Origin of the sequence: Methylosinus sp. Ce-a6 (assembly GCF_009811655.1) — a bacterium.
Classification (GTDB): domain Bacteria; phylum Pseudomonadota; class Alphaproteobacteria; order Rhizobiales; family Beijerinckiaceae; genus Methylosinus.
The window spans coordinates 79,596-102,592 of sequence record NZ_BGJX01000008.1 but is presented as its reverse complement, the minus strand read 5'-3'; the positions used below and the strand labels follow the sequence as shown (position 1 = coordinate 102,592).

The following is a 22,997-nucleotide window of genomic DNA, read 5'->3' as shown; positions in this document are numbered from 1 at the left end:
CGCATGCTCGGCGCCATCGCCAAGAAGATTTTCGGCTCGGCCAACGACCGTCGGCTCAAGACCTATCAGCCGAAGGTCAAGGCGATCAACGCCTTGGAGGCCGAGCTCGCGGCTCTGTCGGACGAGGCGCTGCAGGCGCGCACGATCGATTTCCGCGACGCGCTCGAGAACGGCAAAAGGCTCGACGATCTGCTCGTTCCCGCCTTCGCCACCGTCCGCGAGGCGGCCAAGCGCGTGCTCGGCCAGAGGCATTTCGACGTGCAGCTCATCGGCGGCATGGTCCTGCACGAGGGCTCCATCGCCGAGATGCGCACCGGCGAGGGCAAGACGCTCGTCGCCACGCTCGCGGTCTATCTCAACGCGCTCGCCGGCCGCGGCGTCCATGTCGTCACCGTCAACGACTATCTCGCCCGCCGCGACGCCGAATGGATGGGTCGCGTCTATCGCTTCCTCGGCATGAGCGTCGGCGTCATCGTCCACGACATATCGGACGAGGAGCGCGCCGAAGCCTATGCTTGCGACATCACCTACGGCACCAACAACGAGTTCGGCTTCGACTATCTGCGCGACAATATGAAATACGAGCTGGCGCAGATGGCGCAGCGCCCGCATGTCTTCGCCATCGTCGACGAGGTGGATTCGATCCTCGTCGACGAGGCGCGCACGCCGCTCATCATTTCCGGCCATTCGGACGACAAATCCGATCTCTACAACGCCATCGACAAGCTCATTCCGAAGCTGGGCAAGGAAGATTACGAGCTCGACGAGAAGCAGCGCACCGTCAATCTGACGGAGGCCGGCAATGAGCATATGGAGGAGCTGCTGGCGGAAGCCGGCGTGCTCGCCGACGGCGCGCTCTATGAGGCGCAGAACGTCACGCTCGTTCACCACGTCAATCAGGGCCTGCGCGCGCACAAGCTGTTCCAGCGCGACAAGGATTACATCGTCCGCAAGGGCGAGGTCGTCATCATCGACGAATTCACCGGCCGCATGATGCCCGGCCGCCGCTATTCGGAAGGCCTGCATCAGGCGCTCGAGGCCAAGGAGCGCGTGCCCGTCCAGCCGGAGAACGTCACGCTCGCGTCGATCACTTTCCAGAACTATTTCCGCCTCTATGAGAAGCTCGCCGGCATGACCGGCACGGCCTCGACGGAAGCGGAGGAGTTCGCCGAGATCTACAAGCTCGACGTCATCGAGATTCCAACGAACCGCCCGGTGCAGCGCATAGACGAGGACGACGAGGTCTATCGCACCGGACGCGAGAAGCTCGACGCCATCGCGCGCGAGATCGAGGAGGCGAACGCGAAGATGCAGCCGCTTCTCGTCGGCACGACCTCGATCGAGAAGTCGGAGCAGCTCGCCGAATTCCTGCTCTCCAAGGGCTATCGGCAGATCGACTTCTCGGAGCCGACCAAGGCGCTCGCCAAGCTCTACGAGGCGGCGCGCAGCGGCGAGCCGTCGAAGCAATTCGCCGTGCTCAACGCGCGCTTCCACGAGCAGGAGGCCTATATCGTCGCCGAGGCCGGCGTGCCGGGCGCGATCACCATCGCCACCAATATGGCCGGCCGCGGCACCGACATTCAGCTCGGCGGCAACATAGAGATGCGCGTCGCGCAGGAATGCGCCGGGCTCGAGGGCGTCGCGCGCGAGGCGAAAGAAGCCGAGATTCGCGCCGAGGTCGCCGATCTCAAGGAGAAGGCGCTCGCCGCCGGCGGCCTCTACATCATCGGCACGGAGCGCCATGAGAGCCGGCGCATCGACAATCAGCTGCGCGGCCGCTCCGGCCGCCAGGGCGATCCCGGCCGCTCGAAATTCTTCCTGTCGCTGCAGGACGATCTCATGCGCATCTTCGGCTCCGAGCGCATGGATTCGATGCTGGTGAAGCTCGGCCTGCAGGATGGCGAGGCGATCGTCCATCCCTGGATCAACAAGGCGCTCGAGAAGGCGCAGCACAAGGTCGAGGCGCGCAACTTCGACATACGCAAGAACATATTGAAGTTCGACAATGTCATGAACGACCAGCGCAAGGTGATCTTCGAGCGCCGGCGCGAGATCATGGCGGAGGAGAGCGTCGAGGAGACGGTGAACGAGATGCGCGAGGATGTCGTCGCGGGGCTCGTCGCCGAGCGCATCCCGCATGACGCCTATGCGGAGGCCTGGGACATAGAAGGCCTCGCCGAGGATGTGCGCAGCAAGCTCAATCTCGATCTGCCGGTCGAGGATTGGGCGAAGGAAGAGGGCATCGCCGACGAGGAGATCAAGGAGCGTCTGCTCGCGGCGGCGAACCAATCCTACGCCGAGCGCGTCGAGCGCAATTCGGAGCAGCTCTCGCGCATGATCGAGAAGCAGGTCGTGCTGCAGGCGCTCGACCATCTCTGGCGCGATCATCTCGTCGTGCTCGACCATCTGCGGCAGGTGATCGGCTGGCGCGGCATGGCGCAGCGCGATCCGCTCAACGAATACAAGTCCGAGGCGCTGGAGCTGTTCCGCAGCCTGATGACGCATTGGGACGAGACCGTCACCTCGCAATTGATGCGCGTCGAGGTCTCCTTCGAGGCGCCGCCGGCTCCCGCGGAGCTGCCGCCCATGGAATATATGCATCCGGACCCGAACGCCGCGGGCGCCGAGCAGAGCGCGCTCGCCGAGCTCAATGCGCGGCTCGCCGCCGCCGATTTTTCGCCGCAGGCGTTGGGCGGCGGCGTGGCGGTCGCCGAGGCTTCGGCGCGCGATCCCGCCAATCCGGCGAGCTGGGGCAAGGTCGGCCGCAACGAGCCGTGTCCCTGCGGCTCGGGCAAGAAGTTCAAGCACTGCCACGGCGCATTGGTGTGATGTGAGGCAGTCGGCAATAGGCGCTCGGCAGTCCGACGCACGTCTGCTCCGGCGCGCTTTTGCCACTGCCTACTGCCGACTACCCATTTGCCTTGCATAGGAGCTCTCGTGTCCGACATCGATTTCTCGAAAGTCCTCATCGCGCAGGGCGGAGGCCCCACCGCGGTCATCAATCAGTCGCTCGTCGGCGCGGTGCTCGAGTCGCGCAAGTTCCGCTGCGTGGATCGCGTCTATGGCGCGCTGCATGGCGTGCGCGGCATCGTCGACGAGGACTTCGTCGATCTGACGCAAGAGACGACGCATAATCTCGAAATGGTCGCGCAGACTCCCTCCTCGGCGCTCGGCTCCACGCGCGACAAGCCGGATCTCAAATATTGCCACCAGATCTTCGAGGTGCTGCGCGCGCATCGGATCGGCTGCTTTTTCTATGTGGGCGGCAATGACAGCTCCGACACGGTGCGCATCGTCTCGGAGGAGGCGGGGCGCGCCGGCTATCCGCTGCGCGTCGTGCATATTCCCAAGACGATCGACAATGATCTGATGATCAACGATCACACGCCGGGCTTTCCCTCCGCGGCGCGCTGGGTCGCGCAGGCCTTCGCCGGCGCCAATCTCGACAATTGGGCGCTGCCCGGCGTCTATATCGCCGTGGTGATGGGCCGCCATGCGGGCTTTCTCACCGCCGCTTCCGCGCTCGGCAAGAAGTTTCCGGACGACGGCCCGCATCTCATCTATGTGCCCGAGCGCGTCTTCGACACGGAGCGCTTCCTCGCCGACGTCAAAGCGACGATGGACAAATATGGGCGCTGCGTCGTCGCCGTCTCCGAGGGCGTCAGCGACGAGAAGCACACGCCGATCGCGGTCAAGCTCGCCGAGCAGGTGGAGAAGGACGCGCATGGCAATGTGCACCTCGGCGGCGGCGCTCTCGCCGACATGCTGACCGAGCTCGTCAAGTCGAAGCTCGGCTTCAAGCGCGTGCGCGCCGACACTTTCGGCTATGTGCAGCGCAGCTTCGTCGGCTGCGTCTCCGACGTGGATCAGCGCGAGGCGCGCGAGGTCGGCGAGAAGGCGGTGCAGTTCGCGCTGTGGGGGGATCGCGACGGCTCCGTGACGATTCACCGCACGGGCTTCTACTCGGTCGATTATCGGCTCACGCCGCTGGAGGCGGTCGCCGGCAAGACCAAGGTGATGCCGGACGAGTTCCTGAGCGCCGATGGAACCGATGTCACTGACGCCTTCCGACTTTATCTGCGTCCGCTGCTCGGCTCGGGCATGCCGGATGCGTACAGGCTGCGCCTCAATCCTGTCGCCAAAATTCTGAGAGCGTAACGTCTCGAAAGTGTCATGCGCACGGCGACGCCCTGGGTCAAAAGCTTGATTTCCAGGGCGTTTACTCTCTAGAAGGGGAAGCAGCCGGGAAAAGCCGCCGCCCCCCTTCCCAAGGCGCGATTCTTGCTTGATTTATGTGGGGCCGCCGTGGTTGCATTGGGGGCTGGGGCTAATAGACTGGTTCCAGCGTGGACGCCGGAGGCTGGGGCGGGGAATGCGGCGGGCCGTGCCTGCCTGCACCTTTTGTTAGGCCCTCGCTGATATCGAGTGAGGTTGGTTCGATTCGCGAGAGCGGGCCGATCGGTCAGGAGACGAGACATGAGCAAGGTCGGCAGCAGCGACTCGAAGAACACGCTCTACTGCTCATTTTGCGGTAAGAGCCAGCATGAGGTGCGCAAGCTCATCGCCGGCCCCACGGTCTTCATCTGCGACGAATGCGTCGAGCTCTGCATGGACATCATCCGCGAGGAGAACAAGTCCATCGTCAAGCAGCGCGACGGCATTCCGACGCCGCGGGAGATCTGCAAGGTTCTCGATGATTATGTGATCGGCCAGGCGCAGGCCAAGCGCGTGCTCTCGGTGGCCGTGCACAATCACTACAAGCGCCTCAATCACGCCGCCAAGCATGGCGACGTCGAGCTCGCCAAATCCAATATTCTGCTGATCGGACCGACCGGCGTCGGCAAGACGATGCTGGCGCAGACGCTCGCGCGCATTCTCGACGTGCCCTTCACCATGGCCGACGCGACGACGCTGACCGAAGCGGGCTATGTCGGCGAGGATGTCGAGAACATCATCCTCAAGCTGCTGCAAGCCTCCGACTATAATGTCGAGCGGGCGCAGCGCGGCATCGTCTATGTCGACGAGATCGACAAGATCTCGCGCAAATCCGACAATCCGTCCATCACCCGCGACGTGTCGGGCGAGGGCGTGCAGCAGGCGCTGCTGAAGATCATGGAAGGCACCATCGCCTCCGTGCCGCCGCAAGGCGGCCGCAAGCATCCGCAGCAGGAATTCCTGCAGGTCGACACCACCAACATCCTCTTCATCTGCGGCGGCGCCTTCGCCGGCCTCGAGAAGATCATTTCGGCGCGGGGTCGCGGCACGTCGATCGGCTTCGGCGCCAATGTGCAGGCGCCGGACGAGCGCCGCACCGGCGACATCTTCCGCCATGTGCAGCCGGAGGATCTGCTGAAGTTCGGCCTCATCCCCGAATTCGTCGGCCGCCTGCCGGTGATCGCGACGCTCGAGGATCTGGACGAGGAGGCGTTGAAGCGCATCCTCACTGAGCCGAAGAATGCGCTGGTCAAACAATATCAGCGCCTGTTCGAGATGGAGAGCACCGAGCTCACCTTCCAGGACGAGGCCCTTTCGTCCGTCGCCCGCAAGGCGATCGAGCGCCACACCGGCGCGCGCGGCCTGCGCTCCATCATGGAGGGCATTCTGCTCGACACAATGTTCGAGCTTCCCGGCCTCGAGGGCGTCGAGCAGGTCGTCATCGGGCCCGAGGTCGTCGAGGGCAAGGCGCGTCCGCTCTACATCTACGCCGAACGCAACGAGAAGAGCGGCGGCGCCAGCGCCTGACGCTTTTTTGGGCGCGGGAGCGCGCCTTTTTCGCCGCTCCCGCCCTCTCATGTCGCATATGTCTGTTTTTCCAGTATCTTGAATCGTTCCGCCGCTGGGCCCATTTGTTGCGTGATCGCCTTCGACGCCGTTCATGCGCTAGCGGGTTTGCGGAAGGCGGGATCGAGAGCCGTCCGAGCGTCGGGCCCGGAACTTGCAAGCGTCACTTTAACGTCAGAAGCGTCCCTCTGCGTCAGAGCGTCGCCTCGCCCCGCCTCGGCGGGGAGCGAAACGGAACAGGAAAAAAGAAATGACGAACGAAAAGCGCAATTCCATCGTTCCCGGCGCGATCGAGAGTTATCCGGTTCTGCCGTTGCGCGACATAGTGGTCTTTCCGCATATGATCGTTCCGCTCTTCGTCGCGCGCGACAAATCGATCCGCGCGCTCGAAGAGGTGACGAAGTCCGAGCGCCTCATTCTGCTCGCGACGCAGAAGAACGCCGGCGACGACGATCCGGCGCCCGACGCGATCTATTCGATCGGCACGCTCGCCAATGTGCTGCAGCTGCTGAAGCTTCCCGACGGCACGGTCAAAGTGCTGGTCGAGGGCGTCGGCCGCGCCAAGGTGCGCAACTATACGCGCGTCGATGAATATCACGAGGCCGACGCCGAAGCGCTCGGCGACGAGATCGACCAGCCCGTGGAGGTCGAGGCGCTCGGCCGCTCGGTGATCGCCGAGTTCGACTCTTATGTGAAGCTCAACAAGAAAGTGTCGCCCGAGATCGCCGCCGCGGTCACGCAGATCGAGGATTTTTCCAAGCTCGCCGACACGGTCGCCTCGCATCTCTCGGTGAAGATCGCCGAGAAGCAGGATGTGCTGGAGACGATCTCCGTCGCCAAGCGCCTGGAGAAGTGCCTCGCGCTGATGGAGAGCGAGATCTCCGTGCTGCAGGTGGAGAAGCGCATTCGCACGCGCGTCAAGCGCCAGATGGAGAAGACGCAGCGCGAGTACTATCTCAACGAGCAGATGAAGGCGATCCAGAAGGAGCTCGGCGACGAGGACGGCAAGGACGATCTCGCCGAGCTCGAGGAGCGCATCAAGAACACCAAGCTCTCCAAGGAAGCACGCGACAAGGCGGTCGCCGAATTCAAGAAGCTGCGCCAGATGTCGCCCATGTCGGCGGAAGCGACCGTCGTGCGCAATTATCTCGACTGGCTGCTGGCGCTGCCCTGGGGCAAGAAGTCCAAGATCAAGCGCGATCTCGAGCAGGCGCAGGGCGTGCTCGACGCCGATCATTTCGGCCTCGACAAGGTCAAGGAGCGCATCCTCGAATATCTCGCCGTGCAGAGCAGAGCCAATAAGCTGACCGGCCCGATCCTGTGCCTCGTCGGCCCGCCCGGCGTCGGCAAGACCTCGCTCGGCAAGTCGATCGCCAAGGCGACGGGACGCGAATTCGTGCGCATGTCGCTCGGCGGCGTGCGCGACGAGGCGGAGATCCGCGGACATCGGCGGACCTATATCGGCTCCATGCCCGGCAAGATCATCCAGTCGATGCGCAAGGCCAAGACGTCCAACCCGCTCTTCCTGCTCGACGAGATCGACAAGATGGGCATGGACTTCCGCGGCGATCCGTCGTCCGCTCTGCTCGAGGTGCTCGATCCGGAGCAGAACGCCACCTTCGCCGATCACTATCTCGAGGTCGATTACGATCTGTCCAATGTGATGTTCGTGACGACGTCGAACACACTGAATATCCCGGCGCCTCTGATGGACCGCATGGAGATCATCCGCATCGCCGGCTACACCGAGGACGAGAAGGCCGAGATCGCCCGCAAGCATCTCATCCCCAATGCGGTCAAGAAGCATGGGCTCGCCGCGGACGAATGGGCGATCGACGACGAGGCGCTGCTGACGCTGGTCCGCCGCTACACGCGCGAGGCGGGCGTCCGCAACCTCGAGCGCGAGCTGTCCAATCTCGCCCGCAAGGCGGTGAAGGAGATTCTGCTCTCCAAAGAGAAGGGCAAGAAGGTCTTTGTCACCAATGACAACATCACCGACTATCTGGGCGTCCACAAATATCGCTATGGCGAGGCGGAGCTCGAGGATCAGGTGGGCGTCGTCACCGGCCTCGCCGTCACCGGCGTCGGCGGCGAGCTGCTGACGATCGAAGGCGTGATGATGCCCGGCAAGGGCAAGATGACGGTGACCGGCAATCTGCAGGATGTGATGAAGGAGTCGATCTCCGCCGCCGCATCCTATGTGCGCTCGCGCGCCGTCGATTTCGGCATAGAGCCGCCGCTGTTCGACCGCCGCGACATCCATGTGCATGTGCCGGAAGGCGCGACGCCCAAGGACGGCCCTTCGGCCGGCACGGCGATGGCGACGACGATCGTCTCGATCTTGACCGGCATTCCGGTTCGCCGCGACATCGCCATGACCGGCGAGATCACGCTGCGCGGCCGCGTGCTGCCGATCGGCGGCCTGAAGGAGAAGCTGCTCGCGGCGCTGCGCGGCGGCCTCAAGAAGGTGCTGATCCCGGAAGAGAACGCCAAGGATCTGGCCGATATTCCGGACTCGGTGAAGAACGGGCTCGAGGTCGTGCCGGTCTCGCGCATGGATGAGGTGCTCGCCCATGCGCTCGTGCGTCAGCCGACGCCGATCGTCTGGGAAGAGCCCGCGGCCCAGATCGCCGCCAAGGTCGTCGAGGACGACGCGGCCGGCGTGCGCGCGCACTGAAGGCTTCGGCCGGCCCCTCCGCCTTCGGCTATGCCGCGGGGGAGGGGCCGCCGTCCTCCGCGCGAAGGCGGTCGAGGCCCGTTCGGGGCCCCGGTTTCCGCCTGTTTCCCCCATCGTCTCGCGCTGAGGCGCCCGGATTTCCAGGGATTCCGGCGTCGCGCTTTCTTCTAACCCTTGCTTTTGCTGAGATTCCGGCACATCACTCCTCTGTGCCGGGTCCGAACGATTCGACGCCGCTCGATTTTCGGCGCTCACGGCGCATCGACGACCGGCTCCGGCAAAAGCAGAAGGGATGAGACCATGGTCAATAAATTGGAACTGGTCGAGCATGTCGCGGAGGCGACCGAGACGTCGAAGGCCGCCGCCGCCGCCGCCATAGACGCGGTGCTCGACGGCATCACCAAGGCCCTCAAAAAGGGCGAAGAGGTGCGTCTGGTCGGTTTCGGCACCTTCTCCGTCAAGAAGCGCGCGGCGGGCAAGGGCCGCAACCCCGCGACCGGCGAAGAGATCAAGATCCCCGCTTCCAAGAGCGCCCGATTCAAGCCCGGCGCCACGCTCAAGGCGGCCCTCAACAAGACCAAGTAGAGGCAGGCTCCCGCCGCCTCCGGCTTCCCCCCTTTCGACCGGAATTCCAGCTCGCCGCCGGGGCGCGACCGTCGCCGGCGGCTTTGTCGTTTCGCCGCTCGCGCGACTCGTCTTGCAGGCGGGGGCGCCCTCCCGTAAACAATGCGGCGTCGATCCCGGTCGGCGCGCGGGCGGTTAGCTCAGTCGGTAGAGCGTCTCGTTTACACCGAGAGGGTCGGCGGTTCGAGTCCGTCACCGCCCACCAGGCCGCGATCCGGGAGAGAGCCGCGGGGGCGGGAATTGGCCGCATATGGGGATAAAGACGCAGCGCCGAGAGCATGAGCCGAAAATCCGTCCTTTTCCTCGCTCTTGCCGCGCTCGTCGCGTCGCCTATGGCGCATGCGGAGGAGATGTCCTTCCACCTCGCGACAATGGCCAACGCCGGTTGCGGCGATCATTGTCCGCGCGTCATCGTCGCGGAGGGCGAGATCGTGGAGGACACGGCCGACGCCTTTGTGCGTTTTCTGCGCGATCAGGGACGCGAGACGGAGCTTCGGAGCATCGTCCTCCTCGACTCGCCGGGCGGCCGCGTCGTCGCCTCCATGCAGCTCGGCCAGGCGCTGCGGCGGCTCGGCATGGCGGTGATCGTCGCGAGAGTCGAGTCCGAAGTCGGCGCGCTCGTCTCGGGGCGCTGCTATTCCGCCTGCGTCTATGCGCTGATGGGCGGCCGCAAGCGGGTGATCCCGCGCCAGAGCCGCGTCGGCGTGCATCGCATGTTCAATTATGTCGACGGGGTCGACCCGAGGAGCGGCGAAGTCCTGCGCGAGCGTCATTACGACGACGGAGGAATGCGCCGCGCGCTTCTCCGCTACAGCGCCTCCATGGGCGTGAGCCGCGATCTGATCGCGCTCGCCGAGCGCACTTCGCCCGATCGCGTCCATCTCCTCTCCGCCGCCGAGATCGCCCGCTGGCGGCTCGGCTCGCCCAGACTGTAAAACCAGCCGCCGAGGCTCGTCGGCGTTTCCACTCAACCGGCAGGATCGATCGTTCCATGAAACATATCATCGAGGGTCTCGAGCAGCGGCGCGCCTCGGCGCGTCTCGGCGGCGGCGTCAAGCGCATCGACGCGCAACATGCGCGCGGCAAGCTCACCGCGCGCGAGCGCATCGAGCTGCTGCTCGATCACGGCTCCTTCGAGGAGTTCGACATGTTCGTCGAGCACCGTTGCGCCGATTTCGGCATGGACAAGGGCGAGAAAATCTCGGGCGACGGCGTCGTCACCGGCTGGGGCACGGTGAACGGCCGCGCCGTCTTCGTCTTCGCCAAGGATTTCACCGTCTTCGGCGGCTCTCTGTCGGAGACCCATGCGCAGAAAATCACCAAGCTGCAGGACATGGCGCTGAAAAACAGGGCGCCGATCATCGGCCTGTTCGACGCCGGCGGCGCGCGCATTCAGGAGGGCGTCGCGGCGCTCGGGGGCTATGGCGAGGTGTTCCAGCGCAATGTGCTGGCCTCCGGCGTCATTCCGCAGATTTCCGTCATCATGGGCCCCTGCGCCGGCGGCGACGTCTATTCGCCGGCCATGACCGACTTCATCTTCATGGTGCGCGACACGAGCTATATGTTCGTCACCGGCCCGGATGTGGTGAAGACCGTCACCAATGAGACGGTGACGGCGGAAGAGCTCGGCGGCGCCTCCGTGCACACGACCAAGAGCTCGATCGCCGACAAGGCCTATGACAATGACGTCGAGGCGCTGTTGCAGATGCGCCGCCTCATCGACTTCCTGCCTTCCTCCAATAAGGAGGAGCCGCCGGAGTGGCCGAGCTTCGACGAGGCCGAGCGGCTCGACGCCTCGCTCGACACGCTCGTTCCGGACAATCCCAACAAGCCCTACGATATCAAGGAGCTCATCACGAAGATCGCCGATGAGGGCGATTTCTTCGAGATTCAGGAGACCCACGCCAAGAATATCGTCGTCGGCTTCGGCCGCATCGAGGGCCGCACGGTGGGCTTCGTCGCCAATCAGCCCATGGTGCTCGCGGGCGTGCTCGACATCGACGCGTCGAAGAAAGCCGCGCGCTTCGTGCGCTTTTGCGACTGCTTCAACATTCCGATCGTCACTTTCGTCGACGTCCCTGGCTTCCTGCCGGGCACGGCGCAGGAATATGGCGGCCTCATCAAGCATGGCGCGAAACTGCTCTTCGCCTATGCCGAGGCCACCGTGCCCAAGGTCACTCTCATCACCCGCAAGGCCTTCGGCGGCGCCTATGACGTCATGGCCTCCAAGCATCTGCGCGGCGATGTGAACTACGCCTGGCCCTCGGCCCAGATCGCCGTCATGGGCGCCAAGGGCGCCGTCGAGATCATCTTCCGCGCCGATATCGGCGACGCCGAGAAGATCGCCCAGCGCACCAAGGAATATGAGGACCGCTTCCTGTCGCCCTTCGTCGCCGCCGAGCGCGGCTATATCGACGAGGTGATCATGCCGAGCGCGACGCGCAAGCGCATCGCCCGCGCGCTCGCCCTGCTCCGCCATAAGGAGTTGGAAAACCCCTGGAAAAAGCACGACAACATCCCGCTCTGACCCATCTGTTCGGGCAGGTGCGCGCGCCGGCGGCCTTCAGGCGCTCGGCGCGCCCGCCGCCCAAGCCGAGAACAGCCTGCCCCGAAGGCGGGCGCCCTCAGCACAATTTCATTCCAGCGACGGGCTTTTTCGGATGACAAAACGCCCCGCCTGTCATAATGTCCCCTTCGCCGAGCTGGCTAAAAACATTTGAACGCAGAAAGCGTTCGACCAATTGCTGGCTGAGGTCCAAGTCGGGGAGGACGCCGGAACTCTGCACATCCGCGAGACGCTCCACACCTTTTCTCGCGAGACGCGCCCAAGGAAGAGTCCGGTTAAAGGACGGGTACCAAAGAGTGGGGAGAGGCGAGGGCCGTCCCCGCTCTTTGTGTATGTAGAGGCACGATAGAGATTTTCAGTCGATGGATAGCCCTGGCCTATGAAGCGCGGCGCGCTCCGCCCTCCCGCCCCGATACTCGTAACCCTCGGAGAAACGAAATATGTCCATCAAGCGGATCGGCGCCGGCGCGCGCATGAGCAAGGCCGTCGTGCATGGCGGGGTGATCTATACCGCGGGCCAGGTCGCCGAAGCGGCCAAGGGCGGCTCGGTCGCCGATCAGACGCGCGAGATTCTCGGCCTCATCGACACGATTCTCCAGGAGGCCGGCAGCGAGAAGGCCAAGATTCTCTCGGCGACGATCTATCTTGCGGACATCGCGACTTTCGCCGAGATGAACAGCATCTGGGACGTCTGGGTCGATAAGAGCAACCCGCCGGCCCGCGCCACCGTCGAGGCGAAGCTCGTCGCGCCGGACTACAGGATAGAGATCGCCGTCATCGCTGCGCTGTGACGCCGGTCAGCGGATTGTCCGGATCATAGGCGTAGCGCAGCGTCTCGAAGCGCATGGAGCGGGCGTCGAAGAGCAGCAGGCGCCCGGTGAGACCCTCGCCGAAGCCGACGATCTCGCGGATCACTTCCAGCGCCATCATCGCGCCGACGATTCCCGTCAGCGCGCCGAGCACGCCGGCCTCCTCGCAGCTCGGCACGGCGCCTGGCGGCGGCGGCGCGGGGAAGAGGCAGCGATAGGTCGGATTGGGCTTGCCGGTCGAATCGGTCTCGAACGGGCGCAGCGTCGTCAGCGAGGCGTCGAAGCCGCCGACGGCCGCGGTGACGAGCGGCTTTTTTTCGTAGAAGCAGGCGTCCGAGACGAGATAGCGCGTCGCGAAATTGTCGGAGCCGTCGGCGACGATGTCATAGCCGGCGACGAGCCCGCGCGCATTCTGCTCGTCGAGGCGCAGCGCATGGGTCTCGACATGCACATGCGGATTGAGCCGATGGATCGCCTCCCGCGCGCTGTCGACCTTCAGCCGGCCGACAGCGGTCGTCTGATGAATGACCTGCCGCTGCAGATTGGAGAGCGAGACCTCGTCGTCATCGACGATGCCGAGCGCGCCGACGCCGGCGGCCGCGAGATATTGGAGGAGCGGCGCGCCGAGGCCGCCCGCGCCCACGACGAGCGCGCGCGCTTTTTTCAGCCGCTGCTGGCCGGGTCCGCCGACCTCGCGCAGCACGATATGGCGGGCGTAGCGCTCGATTTCTTCGGCCGAGAGGCTCATGTCGTTTTTCCTGCGCCGAAGCTCGCGCGCCTCTTGTCTCCCAGTCGCGCTCGCCGCGATACTTTTACCATGAAGCCGCCGAGGAACGCCACGAAGGGCGGGCGGACGCGCGCATGACGAGCGCGACGGCGTTTTCGCGCTTGCATATAACGGCGTCGCAGACTTTGCTTGAATATGCGCGATTCGGCGCTTCTTGTCCCGCAAGGACGGCCTATGACTACTCTACCGGCTCCGCCCACCGGCCTCTATCCCGAAGACTATGAGCGAATCGAAGCCGCGGTGATGGAGACCGTGCGCGGCCGCTGGTTCCTGCTCGAATATGCGCGCCGCCAGCGCGCCGAGGAGACGGAGCGGCTCGTGGTGGCCGTCGATCGCCTGGAGCGCGTCGCGGCGCGCGTCGAGGCGCAGGAGGCGGCCGCCGATTGGCGCCTGCCGCGCCGCCTCGTCGAGCGCGCGCAGGAATTCGCGCGGACGCTGCGCGCGAGCGGCGTCGACGAGATGCTCTGCGCCCAGGCGGACGCGCTGGCGGAGCAGTTTTCCAAATTGCTCGATGCGCCGGCGGCGATGTCGGATGAAGCGTCTCGCGCAATCGCGGACGCCGCGCCTGTCGAGATCGTGGCGGATTACGTAGTCGCCGAGCCTTCCGCCGCATCCATCGCGATCCGGCCGGTTGCCGCGGCGGAGCCGATCGAAGCCGCGCAAGCGGAGTTCGAGCCGATCGATTCGGACCCGCTCGAAGTCGAGCCGGTCGTGGCGGAGAAGCCTGTCGCCTTCGAGCCCCAGCCTGTCGCCCGGCTCGAAGAGGAGCGGATCGCCGGGATCGGGGACATCCCCGCCTTTGCCGAAGCGCCGGCGTGCAATGGGATCGCCTTCGAGGAATCCGTCGCTTGGGCGATCCGGTCGGATGAGGTCGCGCCGCCGAAGGCCGCGCCGGCGCAGATCGTCGATCCGCGCCTCGCGGCCCTGTCACGGCTCGATCATCTCACCCTGCACGAAAAGCTCAGGCTGTTTGGCTGAGCAGGTCTTGCCGGAGGCGGCCTGAGACGCCGCCGCCGCCTCGACGCCGTTCTGATGAGCGAGCGCCACATTGCCGAGAAATTGCCGCGCGCTCGCTTCCCAGGTGAAGGTCAGCGCATGGGCGCGCGGAACAGCGCGCGGAATATCCGTCGCCGCGAGACAGGCCGCCTGCAAATCCTCGCTGAGCACGCCGGCGCCGCTCGCGCCGACGACGTCGAGCGGGCCGGCCACCGGAAAGGCCGCCACCGGCAGGCCGCAGGCCATGGCCTCGAGCAACACCATTCCGAAAGTGTCGGTGCGGCTCGGAAACACGAAGACATCCGCGCTGGCGTAGAGCGTCGCCAGCTCCTCGCTCGTCTTCAGGCCGAGGAAGCGCGCCTCGGGATAGGCCGCCTCGAGCGCCGCGCGCTCCGGTCCGTCGCCGGCGACGAGCTTCGTGCCGGGCAGGTCGAGCGAGAGAAAGGCTTCGACATTCTTCTCCACCGCGAGCCGGCCCGCATAGAGATAGATCGGGCGCTCGAAGCCGAGATCTGTCGCCGCGCCCGGATGAAACAGCTCGTGGTCGACGCCGCGCGACCAGCGCATCAGCCGGCGGAATCCCCGCGCGGAAAGCTCCTGCGCCAGCGTCTGCGTCGAGACCATCGTCCCTGCGCCGCTATTATGGAAGCGCCGCAGCAGCGCATAGGTCACGCAGACCGGCAACCGCGTGCGGGCGTGAATATATTCGGGAAAGCGCGTGTGATAGCTCGTGGTGAAGCGCCGGCCCTGGCGACGGCAGCAGGCGCGCGTGGCGAGGCCCACCGGCCCTTCCGTGGCGATATGGACGTGGTCGTAGCCCTGCGCCAATCGTTTCGCCACCGCCCCTGCCGAAGCGAAGGCGAGCTGAATTTCCGGATAGGTCGGCATTGGAACGAAGGAGAAATCCTGAGGGGTCAGGAAATCGATCGATGCGCCGAGGGCGTTCGCCGCCCGCGCCATCGCCTCCAGGGAACGCACGACTCCGTTGACTTGCGGACGCCAAGCGTCCGTCGCGATCAATATCCGCATCAGGCGGCGGCCCTCGCCTGTGTTTCGGCCTGCGGCTGCTGCGCGGCCTCGGCCGCAGCCTGCTCCTTGGCGGTCTTCTGCCAGTGGATGATCTCCAACCGGCCGTCGGCGTGCTCGGCGATCGCCGTGCAGCTCTCGACGAAATCGCCGGTGTTCACATAGAGCATCCCGTCGATCTGACGGATCGTCGCGTGATGAATATGCCCGCAGACGACGCCGTCGACTCCGCGCCGCGCCGCTTCCGCCGCCAGCGTCTGCTCGAAATCGCCGATGAAATTCACCGCATTCTTGACCTTGAGCTTGGCCCAGGCGGAGAAGGACCAATAGCCGACGCCGAATATGCGCCGCACGCGATTGGCCCAGGTGTTGGTGAAGAGCGCGGCCTCATAGGCCCAGTCGCCGAGGAAGGCGAGCCAGCGCGCATGGCGAACGACGATGTCGAACTGATCGCCATGGATGACGAGCAGCTTCTTGCCGTCGGCGGTCTCGTGAATGTCGGTCTCGGCGACTTCGACGCCGCCGAACTCCATGCCCGTATAGTCCCGGGCGAATTCGTCGTGATTGCCCGGCACATAGACGACGCGCGCGCCCTTGCGCGCCTTGCGCAGCAGCTTCTGCACGACGTCATTGTGCGCCTGCGGCCAATACCAGCCGTTCTTCAGCCGCCAGCCGTCGACGATGTCGCCGACGAGATAGATGGTGCCGGCGTCGTGATGCTTCAGAAAGTCGAGCAGAAGCTCGGCTTGAAGCCCTCTGGTGCCGAGATGGAGATCCGACAAGAACAGGGTCCGGAAGCGCCGGGCGCTCTGCGAGTCGGCCAAGGAATCCATTGCGGTCATATCGACGCGCCCGCCTCTTGATTGTGCCGCAGCGCCTCCTTCCCACCAGATTCTTGTTGCGTAACGATGACACCCATCGGGATCGACGGAGTCGTGGCGAATTTCTCGTTCGATATTTCGAACGAATTCGATTATCTAAGCGGCCGGGTCGAATGGAGCGGACGTCATGGGCGTGGAAGGCCGCGAAAAACAAAAGATTCTGGAAGCGGGGGCGTTGGCGTTGTCCGGTCAGCTCGGCGTGACTGTCCAGCGTTTGCGCAAGGCCTATAATCTGTCGCTGTCGGAGCTCTCCCAGCAGTCCGGCGTCGCCAAATCGATCATCAGCCAGATCGAGCGCAACGAGACCAATCCGACGCTCGCGACGATCTGGCGTCTCGCCCAGGCCCTCGACGTCTCGATCGAGCGCGTGCTGCAGACCACGGAGGACGAGCCCTTCCTGGAGAAGACCAGCCGGTCGGACACGCCGATCCTCGTCTCCGACGACGGCAAGTGCCGGCTGGCGATCATCGGCTGGATCAAGACCGTCGAATGGCTGCAGTGCTACGAATTCTCCGCCGATCCGGGGGGAGTGCTCGAATCGGAGGCGCATCAGCGCGGCTCGGTCGAGAGCCTGTCCTTGCGGGAAGGCGAGCTCGAGGTGGAGGTCGCCGGCGTGAAAGAGACCGTGCGCGCGGGCGAGACGCTGCGCTATCGCTGCGATCGTCCGCATGTGATCCGCAATCTCGGGCCGAGCGCCGCCCAGGCGACGATGGTGTGCATTCTCAAAGCCGCCGCTATGGAGTGAAGGTTTGACGAAATTCAAGAGCCGCGAGACGGCGCCGAACCGCTGCGCCGAGCTCAGGCTGTCGCTGCTGCAGGCGTCCATCTATGCGATCGTCGGCGTGCAGCTTCCCTTCTTCGCCATCTGGCTGTCGGCGCGCGGGCTCGACGCTCTCGAGATCGCCGCCGTTTTCGCGGCGCAGCCGGTGATCCGCATCGTCTCCATGCTCGCCGCCTCGCGTCGGGCGGATCGGATCGGCGACCATGGCGCGCTGCTCGTCGGCTGCATGGCGGCGATGGCGGCCGCCTATGCGGTGATGGGCTGGTCCGCGGGCTTCGTCCCGCTGCTCATCGCCGGCGCCATGGTCGCGCTGGCGCAGGGGCCGCTGGCGCCGCTCGCCGATGGCGTCACCTTCGGCGAGGCGCGGCGGCGGCGCGAGGCCGGCCTGCCACAGCTTCACTATTCCTGGGTGCGCGGCTGGGGCTCCATGTCGATTCTCGTCTTCCTCGCGGCGAGCGGGCCCGTCGCGGGAGCGCTCGCGGTCGATAACATCGTCTGGCTGCTCGCTTGCGTCGCCGCTCTCGCCTGCCTCGCTTGCGTCGGCTCGCTGATCGGCTTCGGCTCTTCCGGCCCCAGGGCCGAGCGCGACGCGGGCGGACGACTGTCGCGACCGGAGCTCGTCGCGCTGGTCATCGCCGCCGCGGCGCTGGTGCAGAGCTCCCATTCGATGGTGAACACATTCGGCGCGCTGCATTGGAAGGAGCAGGGTCACAGCGACACTTTCGTCGCTTTCGCCTGGGTCGCGGCGCTCGCGACCGAGGTCGTCGCCTTTCTGATGGCGGCGCGCTGGTTCGGCGGCGAGGCCAAGGCCGGCGCCTTTCTCGTCATCGGCGCGATCGGCGCCGTCTTGCGCTGGCTGCTGATGTCGGCCGATCCCGGCCCCTTCGGGATTTTCTTCGCGCAGGCGCTGCACGGCGCCTCATGCGCGGCCGTGCAGATCGGGCCGGCCTATCTGCTCGCCGAGCTCGGCGGCAAGGAGCGCCTCGCGCAATCGCAGGCCTGGCTCGCCGCGGCGATCGCGGGCGGAACCAGCCTGCTGACATTCCTGGCGGGGCCGCTCTATGCGCAGGCGGGCGAGCGCGGCTATCTGGCGATGGCCGCCGTCGCCTTCGTCGGCCTGCTGCTCTCTTGCGCCGTGGCTCAGCTCTGCGCGCCTCGCCGCGCCCGGGCGGAGGCGGGGCGGAAAGCCCACGCCGAGCCCGAGCATTCGAGCGCCTGACGAATCTGTCTTTAAGAGAGATCGCCCACGTGCTTTTGCGAGTAGAGCTGCACGCCGAGCTGCTTGATCAGCTCCAGCTGAGTCTCGAGGAAGTCGATGTGGCGCTCCTCGCTCTGCACGACCTCCTCGAACAGCAGCTTGCTGACGCGGTCGTGGATCGACAGCGCATAATCCGCCGCCTCGAGATAGAGCGCGCGCGCGTCGACCTCGGTCGCGAGGTCGAGGCGGATGATCTCTTCGACCGACTGGCCGATGCGCAGAGGATCGAGGCTCTGCATGTTCGGAAAGCCTTCGAGGAAGAGGATGCGATGCACGAATTTATCGGCGTGCTCCATCTCCTCGATCGACTCGTGGCGCCACTTCTTGCCGAGCTCCTTGAAGCCCCAATTGTCGAGAATGCGGTAATGCAGCCAATATTGGTTGATGGCCGTCAGCTCGGCGCGCACGCCGCGATTCAAATATTCGATCAGTTTCGCGTCGCCGCGCATATCTCGCCCTCCCGCCCGGCCGATGCGGCCGGGTCATGCAGCCAATTCGTCTGCGCGGCAATTATCGCATTCGCCGGCTCCGCTGCAATGATCGGAAGGGACCGCCGCATGCTGATCGACGATCGCGCTGATGTTTCGCGCGCATCGGCCGCATCGCGGCTCGCACCCCATATGCCGGAAGATCGCTCCGACGCTCGGCCGATCCGATCTTCCTCCGAGAGCCTCGCGGACTTGCCCGTCCGAGAGCACATTGCAAGAGCAGACGATCATCTCCGCACCTAGTTTGGAAGGGTTGTAAACTAGCTGTTAATTCAGTAGCTTAATCTACCATTCCGATCTTGGCCAGCAATCTTTGTCGGTTTCCCGACAGTGGTCGCGCGGCCTGCGGAGACGACGCAAATCGCGCGCCACGGCCTTTTGGCCGCGCCAGATTATTTGTTGTGGATAAAGCCCGCGGCAAGAGCGAGAGCATGCTCGCGCCCGACCCTTTTGAAAATCTCTCGAGCCGAGAAAGGCTCGGGACGACACCGTTCCGCACCGGCTTTTCTCGAACTCGAGGGCATGGCTCCGATGTCCGATCTCGCTGACCTCCTCCCCGGCTTCGCTTCGCATTGGATCGACGCGCCCGCCGGCTCCATTTTCGCCCGCTCCTTTGGCTCCGGGCCGCCGCTGCTGCTGCTGCACGGATTCGGCGAGACCCATGTCGCCTGGGCGAGGATCGCGCCGAAGCTCGCCGAGCGCTTCTTCGTCGTCGCCATGGATCTGCGCGGCTATGGCTGGTCCTCCGCGCCGCCGAGCGAGAAGGGCGAGGCCTATACGAAGCGCGCGCAGGGCGATGATGTCATCGTCGTCATGGAGAAGCTCGGCCATGTGCGCTTCTCGCTCGTCGGCCACGACCGCGGCGCGCGCGTCGGCTTCCGCCTCGCGCTCGACCATCCGGGCCGGCTGGAGAAGCTCGCCCTCATCGACATAGCTCCGCTCGAGGAGTCGATCGGCGACGCCGGCCTCATGCGCCTCGGGCGCGCGCGGCTGCTGTCGCAGCCGGCGCCCAAGCCCGAGCAATTGATCGGCCTCGACCCGAAAGGCTTTCTCGAGGGAACGCTGGCGAGCGAAACCAAATCCCGCACGCTCGACGCTTTCGATCCGCGCGCGCTCGCGCATTATCGCGCGGCGTTCGACGAGCCTTCGCGCATCCACGCCTTCTGCGAGGATTTTCGCGCCGGCGCGGGGGCCGACCGTGAGCTGGACCTCGCCGATCGCGCGGCGGGCGCGAAGATCGTCGTTCCGACGCTGGCGCTCTGGGGCGCGGCGAGCTTTTCCGGCCAGGGCGCCGCGCTGCTCGCGCAATGGCGCGAATGGGCGAGCGATATTCGCGGAGTCGAGATCGACAGCGGCCATTATCTCGCCGAGGAGGCGCCGCAGGCCACGCTCGCCGCGCTCTGGTCCTTTCTGTGAGCGCCTTCGGCTACAGCGTCGCGGTGGCGCTCGGCGGCGGCGGCGCGCGCGGCCTCGCCCATATCGCCGTGCTGGAGGCGCTGGATGAATTGGGCGTGCGTCCCCGCGCCATCGCCGGCACGTCGATCGGCGCGATCGTCGGCTCCGCCTATGCGGCGGGATTTTCCGGCGCCGATCTGCGCGCCCATTCCGAGCAGATTTTCGGCAATCGCGTGCGTCTGGCGCGCCGGCTGCTGCGCTCGCGGGCGCGGCGGCGCGCGCGCACCTTCTCGGATTTCGCCCATCCCGCGCTCGTCGACGCGGAGCGTTTCCTCGACGCCTTCTGGCCGCCGGGAATGCCGGAGAGCTTCGAGGAGCTGCGAATTCCCTTCATCGCAGTGGCGACCGACTTCCGCCTGCGCCGCGAGGCGGCGATCTCGTCCGGCCCGCTGCGGCCGGCGGTGGGCGGCTCCATGGCCATTCCGGGCCTGGTGCGGCCGGTGGCCTATGGCGACAGCTTTCTGATCGACGGCGGGCTCGTCAATCCGCTGCCCTACAACCATCTCGTCGGGCGCGCCGACATTGTGCTCGCCGTCGACGTCTCCGGCTCGACGAGCAGGCGCGCGCGCAATCGTCCGCCGTCGCCATTGGAGACGATCATCGTCGCGAGCCAGATCATGATGAACGCCATCAGCGAGCGCATGATCCAGGAGAGCCCGCCCGACGTGCTGATCGCGCCGGCCGTCAATCAATATCTCGCGCTCGACCTCTTCAAGGCGAAGCGCATCTTCGAGGCGGGCGACGCCTGCCGCGCGCGCGTGATCGAGGGATTGCAGAGCGCCGCGGCGCGGCTCGAGCGTCAGCGCCGCGCCTGAAAGAAGGCGCGCAGCAGCTCCGCCGCCTCGCGCTCGCGCAAGCCGCCATAGACCTCCGGCGCGTGATGGCAGGTCTTTAGCGAGAAGAATCGCGCGCCATGCTCGACGCCGCCGCCCTTGGGGTCTTCCGCGGAGAAATACAGCCTGCGAATGCGCGCGAAGGAGATCGCCGCTGCGCACATGGCGCAGGGCTCGAGCGTGACATAGAGATCGCAATCGGCGAGCCGCTCTGTTCCGAGCGCAGAGCAGGCGGCGCGAATGGCGAGCATTTCCGCGTGAGCGGTGGGGTCCTTGTCGCGCAAGGTGCGGTTTCCGGCGACGGCGATGACGGAGCCGTCGCGCGCGATCGCCGCGCCGACGGGAACTTCGTCCGCCGCGAAGGCGTCGCGCGCGGCGTCGAAAGCGGCGGAGAGGGGATCGGTCATCGCGCGCGAGCCGAGAGGCCCCCTCGCTTACCCTCCCCCGCTGCGCGGGAGAAGGGATCGATTGGCATTTCGCAGAGACGTCGATGAAGCGCGGAACCTGCTCCCTCTCCCGCGTAGCGGGGGAGGGCCGGGGAGGGGGCGTTCAGGAAACGGGCGTCGCGCCGCCTCACTCCCCGCCGTTCCATTCCACCTCCGCGCCGAGCATCCGCAAATTCTCGACGAAGCGCGGATGCGCGCGCTTGATCGGCGTGGCGTTGTGGATCACCGAGCGCCCTTCTATGCTCGCGGCGAGCATGAGCAGGGCGATGGCGACGCGGATGATATAGGGGCTCTCCACCTGCGCCGGCACGAGCGGCTTGCCGCCGAAGGCGATGAGCCGATGCGGGTCCGACAGAAACACATGCGCGCCGAATTTGGAGAGCTCGCCCGTCCAGCCGAGCGCGCCGTCATAGACCTTGTTCCAGAACATCACGCTGCCCTCGGCCTTCACGCCGAGCGCGATGAAGATCGGCAGGAGATCGACCGGCAGATAGGGCCAGGGCGCCGCCTCCACCTTCTGTAGGACGTTTCGGGTGAAGGGCTCGGCGACCTTCAGCGGGCCATTGGCTTTCGTCTTCGACCAGCCGTCCTCATGCACGATATGCACGCCGAATTTCGCGAAGGTGCGGTCGATGAGAGGAAACTGGTCGGGCGCGGAATTCTTCACCTCGACGCCGCCGCCGGTGATCGCGCCGAGCGCGAGAAAGGTCGCGACCTCGTGGAAATCCTCGGTCAGACGGAACTCGCCGCCCGAGAGGAAATCGACCCCGTCTATCGTGAGCTGCGAGGTGCCTGTCCCTGAGATGCGCGCGCCGAGCGTCTGCATGAAGGCGCAGAACTCCTGCACATGCGGCTCGGAGGCGGCGTTGGTGAGCCTGGACTGGCCGCTCGCCAGCGCCGCGCAGAGCACGAAATTCTCCGTCGTGGTGACGGAGGCGTAGTCGAGCCAATGGCGCGTCGCGCGTAAGGGTCCGGAAGACCGGATGACGAGCGAATCCTCGCTGCGCTCGATCGTCGCGCCGAAGGATCTCAGCACCTCTATGTGCGGATCGATCTCGCGGGCGCCGAGCGTGCAGCCCTTCACATCGTCCTCGATGCGCGCGACGCCGAAACGCGCCAGCAGCGGGGGCACGAGCATGATGGAGGAGCGCATCTCGACGGGCAGGCGATGCACCGCGGGGTCGAAGCGCGTCTCGCCATGGCGCAGCTCGAGCAGGCCGGTCGCAAAATCCATCCGCACGTCGCTGCCGAGCGTGCGGAACAATTCCAGTATCTTCTTGACGTCGGTGATCTCCGGCACGCCATGGATGCGCAGCGGTCGGTCCGTCAGCAGCGTCGCGCAGAGAATGGGCAGCACGGCGTTCTTGTTCGCGGAAGGGACGATCCTGCCGCCGAGCGGGCGTCCGCCATGCACGATCAGATGAGCCATACCGCCTCCGAGCCTCTCTTGCCCCTTTTAAAGAGCCGAAATAGGGGACGCCCGCCGCGTTTCGCGGGGCGCGGGCCATCTCCCTAGGGGATTTGAGGCCATAACTCGGATTCATGGCGAATGACGAGTGAAAAAGCGGCCGCCGCGCCTTTCTCTTTCG

The 22,997-nt window shown here is 65.7% G+C and carries 20 protein-coding genes and 1 tRNA gene; 14 read left to right on the top strand and 7 right to left on the bottom strand.

Translation table 11 applies throughout. The features are described from left to right. The first annotated feature begins 3 nt into the window (after nt 1-3). The 9 genes from secA to Mspo_RS07735 all read left to right on the top strand — a co-directional run bounded on the left by secA (nt 4) and on the right by Mspo_RS07735 (nt 12,439). Nucleotides 4-2,829, top strand: coding sequence for a preprotein translocase subunit SecA (gene secA, locus Mspo_RS07775; RefSeq protein WP_159728476.1), 2,826 nt, complete (start codon nt 4-6; stop codon nt 2,827-2,829). Between the two features lie 108 nt (nt 2,830-2,937). Continuing rightward, nucleotides 2,938-4,158 carry a 6-phosphofructokinase gene (locus Mspo_RS07770; protein WP_159728474.1) on the top strand — a complete coding sequence of 407 codons (1,221 nt, stop codon included), beginning with the start codon at nt 2,938-2,940 and terminating at the stop codon, nt 4,156-4,158. 318 nt (nt 4,159-4,476) lie between these two features. Further along, nucleotides 4,477-5,742 (top strand): ATP-dependent Clp protease ATP-binding subunit ClpX, encoded by a 1,266-nt coding sequence (clpX, locus tag Mspo_RS07765; RefSeq protein WP_159728472.1) that lies wholly within the window; start codon nt 4,477-4,479, stop codon nt 5,740-5,742. 289 nt (nt 5,743-6,031) lie between these two features. Further along, nucleotides 6,032-8,458: an endopeptidase La gene (lon, locus tag Mspo_RS07760; protein ID WP_159728470.1), complete on the top strand. Its 2,427-nt coding sequence runs from the start codon at nt 6,032-6,034 to the stop codon at nt 8,456-8,458. Between the two features lie 300 nt (nt 8,459-8,758). Then, nucleotides 8,759-9,043 (top strand): HU family DNA-binding protein, encoded by a 285-nt coding sequence (locus tag Mspo_RS07755; protein WP_159728468.1) that lies wholly within the window; start codon nt 8,759-8,761, stop codon nt 9,041-9,043. A 168-nt stretch (nt 9,044-9,211) separates the two neighbouring features. Continuing rightward, a tRNA-Val gene (locus Mspo_RS07750) sits at nt 9,212-9,287 on the top strand. A 73-nt stretch (nt 9,288-9,360) separates the two neighbouring features. Beyond that, nucleotides 9,361-10,017 carry a hypothetical protein gene (locus Mspo_RS07745; RefSeq protein ID WP_159728466.1) on the top strand — a complete coding sequence of 219 codons (657 nt, stop codon included), beginning with the start codon at nt 9,361-9,363 and terminating at the stop codon, nt 10,015-10,017. Between the two features lie 56 nt (nt 10,018-10,073). Further along, nucleotides 10,074-11,609, top strand: a complete 1,536-nt coding sequence (locus Mspo_RS07740; RefSeq protein ID WP_159728464.1) for an acyl-CoA carboxylase subunit beta — start codon at nt 10,074-10,076, stop codon at nt 11,607-11,609. 479 nt (nt 11,610-12,088) lie between these two features. Further along, nucleotides 12,089-12,439 carry a RidA family protein gene (locus Mspo_RS07735; RefSeq protein WP_159728462.1) on the top strand — a complete coding sequence of 117 codons (351 nt, stop codon included), beginning with the start codon at nt 12,089-12,091 and terminating at the stop codon, nt 12,437-12,439. Here the strand turns inward: Mspo_RS07735 and Mspo_RS07730 are convergent. Beyond that, nucleotides 12,423-13,205: a molybdopterin-synthase adenylyltransferase MoeB gene (locus Mspo_RS07730; RefSeq protein ID WP_159728460.1), complete on the bottom strand. Its 783-nt coding sequence runs from the start codon at nt 13,203-13,205 to the stop codon at nt 12,423-12,425. The genes Mspo_RS07735 and Mspo_RS07730 overlap by 17 nt on opposite strands. A gap of 213 nt (nt 13,206-13,418) precedes the next feature. Here Mspo_RS07730 and Mspo_RS07725 point away from each other — a divergent pair, with 213 nt between their 5' ends. After that, entirely contained in the window at nt 13,419-14,222 is an 804-nt protein-coding gene (locus tag Mspo_RS07725; RefSeq protein ID WP_159728458.1) for a hypothetical protein, read from the top strand. Here Mspo_RS07725 and Mspo_RS07720 read toward each other — a convergent pair. After that, entirely contained in the window at nt 14,172-15,269 is a 1,098-nt protein-coding gene (locus Mspo_RS07720) for a glycosyltransferase family 1 protein (RefSeq protein WP_159728456.1), read from the bottom strand. The genes Mspo_RS07725 and Mspo_RS07720 overlap by 51 nt on opposite strands. Beyond that, a complete protein-coding gene (locus tag Mspo_RS07715; protein WP_159728454.1) occupies nt 15,269-16,108 on the bottom strand; it encodes a UDP-2,3-diacylglucosamine diphosphatase in 840 nt (279 codons plus the stop codon). The genes Mspo_RS07720 and Mspo_RS07715 overlap by 1 nt, the downstream gene beginning before the upstream one ends. A gap of 166 nt (nt 16,109-16,274) precedes the next feature. Between Mspo_RS07715 and Mspo_RS07710 the strand changes: the two genes are divergently transcribed. Continuing rightward, nucleotides 16,275-16,892: a helix-turn-helix domain-containing protein gene (locus Mspo_RS07710; protein WP_159728452.1), complete on the top strand. Its 618-nt coding sequence runs from the start codon at nt 16,275-16,277 to the stop codon at nt 16,890-16,892. Nucleotides 16,893-16,896: 4 nt separating this feature from the next. Continuing rightward, complete coding sequence (locus Mspo_RS07705; protein ID WP_159728450.1) at nt 16,897-18,147, top strand: MFS transporter; 1,251 nt, start codon at nt 16,897-16,899, stop codon at nt 18,145-18,147. An 11-nt stretch (nt 18,148-18,158) separates the two neighbouring features. Here Mspo_RS07705 and bfr read toward each other — a convergent pair whose 3' ends face one another. Beyond that, nucleotides 18,159-18,635: a bacterioferritin gene (bfr, locus tag Mspo_RS07700; RefSeq protein WP_159728448.1), complete on the bottom strand. Its 477-nt coding sequence runs from the start codon at nt 18,633-18,635 to the stop codon at nt 18,159-18,161. Between the two features lie 33 nt (nt 18,636-18,668). Continuing rightward, nucleotides 18,669-18,905, bottom strand: coding sequence for a bacterioferritin-associated ferredoxin (locus Mspo_RS07695; protein WP_108917613.1), 237 nt, complete (start codon nt 18,903-18,905; stop codon nt 18,669-18,671). 300 nt (nt 18,906-19,205) lie between these two features. Between Mspo_RS07695 and Mspo_RS07690 the strand changes: the two genes are divergently transcribed. After that, nucleotides 19,206-20,090, top strand: coding sequence for an alpha/beta fold hydrolase (locus tag Mspo_RS07690; protein ID WP_159728446.1), 885 nt, complete (start codon nt 19,206-19,208; stop codon nt 20,088-20,090). Continuing rightward, on the top strand, nt 20,087-20,944 hold the full coding sequence (locus Mspo_RS07685; protein ID WP_159728444.1) for a patatin-like phospholipase family protein: 858 nt from the start codon (nt 20,087-20,089) through the stop codon (nt 20,942-20,944). The genes Mspo_RS07690 and Mspo_RS07685 overlap by 4 nt, the downstream gene beginning before the upstream one ends. Here the strand turns inward: Mspo_RS07685 and Mspo_RS07680 are convergent. Next, nucleotides 20,929-21,369, bottom strand: coding sequence for a nucleoside deaminase (locus tag Mspo_RS07680; protein WP_159728442.1), 441 nt, complete (start codon nt 21,367-21,369; stop codon nt 20,929-20,931). The genes Mspo_RS07685 and Mspo_RS07680 overlap by 16 nt on opposite strands. 166 nt (nt 21,370-21,535) lie before the next feature. Beyond that, on the bottom strand, nt 21,536-22,837 hold the full coding sequence (locus tag Mspo_RS07675) for a UDP-N-acetylglucosamine 1-carboxyvinyltransferase (protein ID WP_159728440.1): 1,302 nt from the start codon (nt 22,835-22,837) through the stop codon (nt 21,536-21,538). Nucleotides 22,838-22,997 lie beyond the last annotated feature (160 nt).

Excerpts from the sequence above, each read along its gene's own strand:
- Mspo_RS07725 (WP_159728458.1), top strand. The coding sequence starts at position 13,419 with ATGACTACTCTACCGGCTCCGCCCACCGGCCTCTATCCCGAAGACTAT.
- Mspo_RS07680 (WP_159728442.1), bottom strand. The coding sequence starts at position 21,369 with ATGACCGATCCCCTCTCCGCCGCTTTCGACGCCGCGCGCGACGCCTTC.
- lon (WP_159728470.1), top strand. The coding sequence starts at position 6,032 with ATGACGAACGAAAAGCGCAATTCCATCGTTCCCGGCGCGATCGAGAGT.
- clpX (WP_159728472.1), top strand. The coding sequence starts at position 4,477 with ATGAGCAAGGTCGGCAGCAGCGACTCGAAGAACACGCTCTACTGCTCA.
- Mspo_RS07690 (WP_159728446.1), top strand. The coding sequence starts at position 19,206 with ATGTCCGATCTCGCTGACCTCCTCCCCGGCTTCGCTTCGCATTGGATC.
- Mspo_RS07735 (WP_159728462.1), top strand. The coding sequence starts at position 12,089 with ATGTCCATCAAGCGGATCGGCGCCGGCGCGCGCATGAGCAAGGCCGTC.
- Mspo_RS07745 (WP_159728466.1), top strand. The coding sequence starts at position 9,361 with ATGAGCCGAAAATCCGTCCTTTTCCTCGCTCTTGCCGCGCTCGTCGCG.
- Mspo_RS07720 (WP_159728456.1), bottom strand. The coding sequence starts at position 15,269 with ATGCGGATATTGATCGCGACGGACGCTTGGCGTCCGCAAGTCAACGGA.
- Mspo_RS07730 (WP_159728460.1), bottom strand. The coding sequence starts at position 13,205 with ATGAGCCTCTCGGCCGAAGAAATCGAGCGCTACGCCCGCCATATCGTG.
- Mspo_RS07740 (WP_159728464.1), top strand. The coding sequence starts at position 10,074 with ATGAAACATATCATCGAGGGTCTCGAGCAGCGGCGCGCCTCGGCGCGT.
- bfr (WP_159728448.1), bottom strand. The coding sequence starts at position 18,635 with ATGCGCGGCGACGCGAAACTGATCGAATATTTGAATCGCGGCGTGCGC.
- Mspo_RS07695 (WP_108917613.1), bottom strand. The coding sequence starts at position 18,905 with ATGATCGTCTGCTCTTGCAATGTGCTCTCGGACGGGCAAGTCCGCGAG.
- Mspo_RS07710 (WP_159728452.1), top strand. The coding sequence starts at position 16,275 with ATGGGCGTGGAAGGCCGCGAAAAACAAAAGATTCTGGAAGCGGGGGCG.
- Mspo_RS07755 (WP_159728468.1), top strand. The coding sequence starts at position 8,759 with ATGGTCAATAAATTGGAACTGGTCGAGCATGTCGCGGAGGCGACCGAG.
- Mspo_RS07675 (WP_159728440.1), bottom strand. The coding sequence starts at position 22,837 with ATGGCTCATCTGATCGTGCATGGCGGACGCCCGCTCGGCGGCAGGATC.
- Mspo_RS07715 (WP_159728454.1), bottom strand. The coding sequence starts at position 16,108 with ATGACCGCAATGGATTCCTTGGCCGACTCGCAGAGCGCCCGGCGCTTC.
- secA (WP_159728476.1), top strand. The coding sequence starts at position 4 with ATGCTCGGCGCCATCGCCAAGAAGATTTTCGGCTCGGCCAACGACCGT.